The organism is Acinetobacter sp. UBA3132 (assembly GCF_002364825.1).
Lineage (GTDB): Bacteria > Pseudomonadota > Gammaproteobacteria > Pseudomonadales > Moraxellaceae > Acinetobacter > Acinetobacter schindleri.
In genome coordinates this window covers 1-6,799 of the sequence record NZ_DEZM01000015.1, presented here as the reverse complement: position 1 = coordinate 6,799, position 6,799 = coordinate 1, and the positions used below count along the sequence as shown (strand labels likewise).

Here is a 6,799-nt window from a genome sequence, read left to right as displayed (position 1 = left end):
TTACTTTTGAAAGATCAAAAGTAACAAAAATCTTTTGTTGAGTTGGGGTACGTCCTGTACCCCAACTCAACTGGCGACATCCATGTCGCGAGTAATTTATATAAATAAGAGAATAAACAAACTTATTTAACATTAAGTCATTTTCCTATTATTTATTCATCGACTTTAATGCCGCACGGATAATATCACTGGCTTCAGTAAAATCACCTTTGGCTGCATTAACCAGTTTTTGGGCTTCCAGAGGTTTGTAACCCAATGACTGTAATGCAGCTTCCGCTTCTGCCACTGCAGAATTGCCAGTAAATTGGATTTGCTCAGTGGTAGAGTTGCTTGGTGCTGTACTTGAAGCCATGGCTTTAAAGCGGTCACGTAATTCAATCATTAAACGTTCTGCGGTTTTCTTGCCTACGCCGGGCACTTTCACCAGTGTATTCACATCTTCATGTTCAACGGTATGAATCAGCATTTCTACACTCAGGGTAGACAGAATGCCAAGTGCCATTTTAGGGCCAACGCCGTTCACCTTTAATAAGGTGCGGAAAATAGTTTTTTCCTGTGCATTAATAAAGCCATAAAGTAACTGGGCATCTTCACGCACGGCCAAATGTGTCCAAAGGGTAATTTTCTGGCCTTTTTGCAGCTGGCAAAAAGTGGTCAGTGGCGTATCAATTTCATAACCGATACCATTTACATTCAACAAAACAGTCGGTGCTTCCAGTGCCAGCACTTCACCAATCAGACATCCAATCATTTTTTATAAATACTCAATTTCAATACGGGCATATTAGTCAGCATTCGGGCCAAAGGCAAAATACTGCAAATTAAAAAGTTGCGATTTGCCGAGATTATCAGCAAATCGTGTAAATCATTAAATTAATCCAGCTTTATTGCCATGCAGTTCCTGAGCCAGGTTATAAGCCTGATGATCCGAAAACTTGGAAATAATATCCAGTACCTGCATAATGTTGTCATAATGATCAGCACTAAACTGCGCACCCGAACGTTTTAAAATGGCCATTAAACGCTGTTCTTTAAAGCTTAAGGTTTTGTGCGGTGTGGTCAGTGGAATAAAGGCATCCAGAATCGTTTGCAGACTTTGATGCGCAATAATTTCCAGACCGGCTTTTTGCGGATGTTCGAAGATCTTGTCTCGCGCCAGTTCTTTGGCCCGGTTAATGCCAATCTCAATGTCGGCACTGCAATAACTCAGCAATGAGCCTTGCAATTGGCCCATCAGAATTTCTTGCTGATGTCGGGCAAAGGCTGTGGTGACTTCATCTACCAGACGTTTCATGACCCGGCCACGTAAGGCGGCAATTTTTTGTTGCCAGGTGGTATTAGGCAGGTTGATTTCTTCAGGTGTGCCATATTCTCCCAGCAAGTTCAGGAAAACTGGCTCGACTTCGGCATAACTGAGCATATTCAGGCTGATGCCATCTTCCAGATCAATCAGAGCATAGCAGATATCATCCGCAGCTTCTAAAAGATAGGTCAGTGGATGACGACAATAATGGTATTCACCAAGCTGGATTAATCCTAACTGTTCAGCAATTTCCTGCAAAATTTCTTTTTCAGACTGGTAACAACCAAATTTTGGACGTCGGCTGGCCGGGGTGTTACCAGTCGGGTCAATCGCCTCAGAGAGCCATGGGTATTTAAGATAGGCGCCGAGCGTGGCATAGGTCAGGCGCATGCCGCCATCATAGGGATGATAATCAATCTTGGTCAGCAGGCGTAGGCCTTGGGCATTGCCTTCAAACTGGCGTACATCGGCTTCCTGTTCAGGACTCAAATCTTTTAAAAAATCGGTATGAGAAGCATCGTCAAACCATTCCCGAATTGCATATTCACCGGCATGGCCAAAAGGCGGATTACCGATATCATGTGCCAGACAGGCAGCTTGGATGATGGCGCCAACATCGGCCGGAGAAATCCAGGCAGGTAAATTATCTTTGATTTTTTCGGCAGCCAGCATACCCAATGAACGCCCAATACAGGAGACTTCTAGTGAGTGGGTTAAACGGGTATGAATGCCATCATGCTGAGTCAGAGGGTGGACCTGAGTTTTACGATTTAGCTGGCGAAAACTTTGCGAAAAAATAATACGATCATAGTCTTTATGGAACGGGCTGCGCGCCAGTTCAGAACTTTGCTTTTTGCTGCCAATACGGACAGTGGAGAGTAATTCCAGCCAACGCATTTGAGTCATTTATCATTATTCAATCAATTCTTTAACGCATGATGCCAAAAATGGAGCTAAAAATATATGGAGTTGCGACATAAGTTGCCGTCTTAAAGTGAGATAAGAGTAAAGAGTTTTTAAAAGATGATTTTAATATTGAGATACTTCAATAGACGACAAGAAATATTTATTTTCAAATAAAGGGAGTTTTTTTAAGGTATTCGGCACACTGAAGCAAGTAAGAAGGTTTAATTCTAGATAAATTTGTTGTTGAAAAATAATACAATTTTGCGACTAAAAATAAAACTTTAACGGTTTTGATTTTTCTGCAAGAAAATGTGTTAATCTAATCGACTACATTAAATTTTTTTAACTGAAAATAAAAGTATTATTTTAAAAATCCTGATAGTTTAGCGATCAGATTTATTAATTCCTCACTAGCTGATTCCAGTATTTCACAGTAGAATATGCGCTCTCTCAAGTCACATTGTGGCATGGTTCACAAGACCATCCCGTGGAGCCAAAATCAGCATGTTTATCGTTGCCGGTGCACCTGCACATTCTTCTTTTAAGAAAACTCAACTACTTTCGCGTTTGTCGTCAATTAGTTCTGTTCAATCACTAGAAAGTCAATTTGTTTATCTTTTTGACCAAGCGCTCAACGAGCAACAACAGCAATCCGCTTTACAGCTTCTCAACGATGGTCAATCATTTGAACTGCACCAGGCTGCAAATGATGAAATCCAGATTTTAGTCACACCACGTGTCGGCACGATTTCGCCGTGGTCCTCGAAAGCGACAGATATTTTCAAGAATTGTAATACACCGGTTCATCGTCTTGAGCGCGGTGTTTTATTTACGCTGAAGGGTGTAAAAGAGCTTTCTACAGAAGCATTACAGGTCTTGCATGACCGCATGACTGAAAGCGTATTTAACGCAATTGATGATGCGGCTGCACTATTCATCGAAACTGCGCCAAAACCTTTGAACTCGATTGATATTCTGGGTCAAGGAAAAGAAGCACTGGTAAAAGCCAATAACGAGTTTGGTTTTGCACTGTCTGATCAGGAAATTGATTACCTGACAGAAGCGTTCACTAAACTGGGCCGTAACCCGAATGACATCGAACTGATGATGTTTGCTCAGGCAAACTCTGAACACTGCCGTCATAAAATCTTCGGTTCTGAATGGACTATTGACGGTGAAGTTCAGCCATTGTCATTATTCCAGATGATCAAAAATACCTATAAAGAATCACCAACAGATGTCTTGTCAGCATATAAAGACAACGCATCCGTGATTGTTGGTTTTGATACTCAGCGTTTCTACCCAACGCAAGAAGAAAACGGTCAACACGTTTATAAATACAAGAGCCAGGCTGCTCACATCCTGATGAAAGTGGAAACCCACAACCATCCAACCGCGATTGCACCATTTGCCGGTGCAGCGACAGGTTCAGGCGGCGAAATCCGTGATGAAGGTGCAACAGGTCGTGGTGGTAAGCCAAAAGCTGGTTTAACTGGTTTCACCGTATCTAACCTGAATATTCCTGGCTTTGAACAGCCTTGGGAAGAAAACTATGGCAAACCATCACGTATGGCATCTCCACTTCAAATCATGATTGAAGGTCCATTGGGTGGTGCCGCGTTTAACAATGAATTTGGTCGTCCTGCCTTAAATGGTTACTTCCGTACGTTTGAACAAAATGTAAATGGCGAAGTCAAAGGTTTCCATAAGCCAATCATGATTGCCGGTGGTTATGGTAACATCCGTTCAGACCATGTTGAAAAAGATGCAATCCAGCCAGGTGATCTTCTGATTGTTCTTGGTGGTCCTGCGATGCTGATTGGTCTTGGCGGTGGTGCAGCGTCTTCTGTAGACAGCGGTAAACTTGGTGAAAACCTGGACTTTGCTTCGGTACAACGTGAAAACCCGGAAATGGAACGCCGTTGTCAGGAAGTGATTGATACTTGCTGGCGCATGGAAGATCACAACCCGATCGTTTCAGTACACGATGTAGGTGCGGGTGGTATTTCAAATGCAATGCCTGAACTTGTGAACGATCACGAGCTTGGTGCGGTACTTGATCTGCGTAAGATTCCATCGCTTGAGCCAGGTATGTCTCCAATGGAAATCTGGTCAAACGAAGCACAAGAACGTTATGTGCTTGCGATCCGTCCGTCTTCATTAGAATTATTTGAATCAATCTGTGCACGTGAACGTTGTCCGTTTGCAGTATTGGGTGAAGCGACTGAAGCGCGTCATTTAACTGTTGAAGATCCGTTATTCGGCAACAAACCTGTGGATATGCCAATGCAGGTGATGCTTGGCGGTACACCACGTATGAGCCGCTCATACGAAACAGCTGAACGCAAAGGCGACGACTTTGATGCGTCTAAAGTGACTGATCTGAAAGATGCGATTTATCGTGTTATTAAGAACCCAACTGTTGCCTCTAAATCATTCTTGATCACCATTGGTGACCGTTCGATTACCGGTATGGTTGCACGTGACCAGATGGTTGGTCCATGGCAAGTGCCTGTAGCGGATGCTGCAGTCACCACAACAAGCCTTGTAGGTTACACTGGTGAAGCAATGGCAATGGGCGAACGTCCACCAGTTGCATTGTTAAACCCAGCAGCTTCTGCGCGTTTATCTGTTGCTGAATCAATCTCGAATATCATGTCTGCGAAGATTGATCAAATCAGCGACATTAAATTGTCTGCAAACTGGATGGCTGCTGCGGGTCAACCGGGTGAAGATCAAGCCCTATTTGAAGGCGTTAAAGCGATTGGTATGGAAATGTGCCCAGCATTGGGTATCGCAATTCCAGTCGGTAAAGACTCGCTTTCAATGCGTACCACCTGGAATGACGAAGGCGAAGACAAGTCCGTAACTTCTCCGATGTCAGGCGTAATTACTGCGTTTGCTCCAGTGACTGATGTTCGCAAAACATTGACACCTGAACTGAAAAATATTGAGTCTGTACTGGTTCGTATTGATCTGTCTAAAGGCCAGTTCCGTCTGGGTGGTTCGATCCTGGCTCAGGTGTATAAAGCCATTGGTTCTGTCACTCCAGATGTTGATAGCTTTGATGACTTCAAAGCATTCTTTACACTGGTTCAAGACTGGAACAACCGTGGTCTGATCAAGGCTTACCATGACATCGGTGATGGTGGCTTACTGGCAACTGTTGCGGAAATGATGTTCGCTTCACGTCTTGGTGTAGCTCTGGAACAACAAACTGTAGCTTCACTGTTCGCTGAAGAAATCGGTGCTGTGCTGCAAATCGCAAAAGCAGATTGGGATGCATTACAAGCAGAAATCGCTACTTCTACTCTAAAAGATGCGATCTCTGTAGTAGGTACAGTAAACAACTCTGACCAGTTATCTGTAAATGGTCTGGTACTTGAACGTGCCGACCTGCAAGTGGCTTGGACTGAAGTTTCTCATCAAATCCAGCGTCTGCGTGACAACGTAGAAACTGCTGATCAAGAATTTGCGTTAGTTACTGACAAATCACACAAAGGTTTGATTGCTCAACCGACATTTGATCTGAACGAGCAAATCGAAGCACCGTACATCAACTCACGTCGTCCAAATATGGCGATTCTGCGTGAGCAGGGCGTAAATGGTCATGTAGAAATGGCAGCAGCATTCGATAAAGTCGGCTTCAATACTGTTGACGTACACATGAGTGACTTGCTTGCTGGTCGTATCAGCCTGGATGACTTCGAAGGTCTGGTGACGTGTGGTGGCTTCTCTTATGGTGACGTATTGGGTGCAGGCGGAGGCTGGGCAAAATCAGTACTGTTTAACCAGCAACTGCGTGACCAGTTTGAGAAATTCTTCAACCGCCAGGAAACCTTCTCTTTAGGTATTTGTAACGGTTGTCAGATGTTGTCTCAATTGGCTCCATTGATTCCAGGTGCGGATGCATGGCCTCGTTTCCATCGCAACAAGTCAGAAGTATTTGAAGCGCGTAGCGTAAACGTTCGTGTAGAGAAATCTCATTCTGTATTGCTTGAAGGTATGGAAGGCTCAATCCTGCCAATCGCTGTGGCTCATGGTGAAGGTCGTGTGGTTGCATCAGCTGAAAGCATTGCTGCGTTGAATGCCAATAACCAGGTAATCATGCGTTATGTAGATAGCCAGGGTAATGCAACTGAGCAATATCCACTGAACCCGAACGGTTCGCCTGAAGGTATCTCTGGTGTGACCTCTAAAGATGGTCGTGCAACGATCCTAATGCCGCACCCTGAGCGTAACTTCCGTGCAATCCAGCATTCTTGGAAACCAGAAGACTGGGATCAGGATGGTGCTTGGTTACGTATGTTCCGTAATGCTCGTAAATTTATTGGTTAATTAAATCAGTGAGTTGAGAAAGCCACCGGAAGGTGGCTTTTTTTATTTGCCAAAACTCGTTTTGTATAATTTTCATATGTCAGTTGAATTTAGCTGAATTGTATTACGAATTTAGAGGTAGAGTTTATTACAGCTTTATTTGATGCATAAAATAATTATAAAAATAATGACAGTGTTTATATTCACGTTTTTAGCAGGTTGTGAGTGGTATATGTGGGGAGTGAACTTTCATCGAATCGATACGGCTAAAAA

General features: G+C 43.6%; 3 protein-coding genes. 1 reads left to right on the top strand and 2 read right to left on the bottom strand.

The features are described 5' to 3' along the window. Positions 1-148 precede the first annotated feature (148 nt). Both ruvA and B4033_RS00605 read right to left on the bottom strand, forming a co-directional pair. Positions 149-751 carry a Holliday junction branch migration protein RuvA gene (gene ruvA, locus B4033_RS00610; protein WP_008303701.1) on the bottom strand — a complete coding sequence of 201 codons (603 nt, stop codon included), beginning with the start codon at positions 749-751 and terminating at the stop codon, positions 149-151. 117 nt (positions 752-868) lie between these two features. After that, on the bottom strand, positions 869-2,209 hold the full coding sequence (locus B4033_RS00605) for a deoxyguanosinetriphosphate triphosphohydrolase (protein ID WP_286831113.1): 1,341 nt from the start codon (positions 2,207-2,209) through the stop codon (positions 869-871). 504 nt (positions 2,210-2,713) lie between these two features. Here B4033_RS00605 and purL point away from each other — a divergent pair. Continuing rightward, positions 2,714-6,547 carry a phosphoribosylformylglycinamidine synthase gene (gene purL / locus B4033_RS00600; protein ID WP_286831111.1) on the top strand — a complete coding sequence of 1,278 codons (3,834 nt, stop codon included), beginning with the start codon at positions 2,714-2,716 and terminating at the stop codon, positions 6,545-6,547. Positions 6,548-6,799 lie beyond the last annotated feature (252 nt).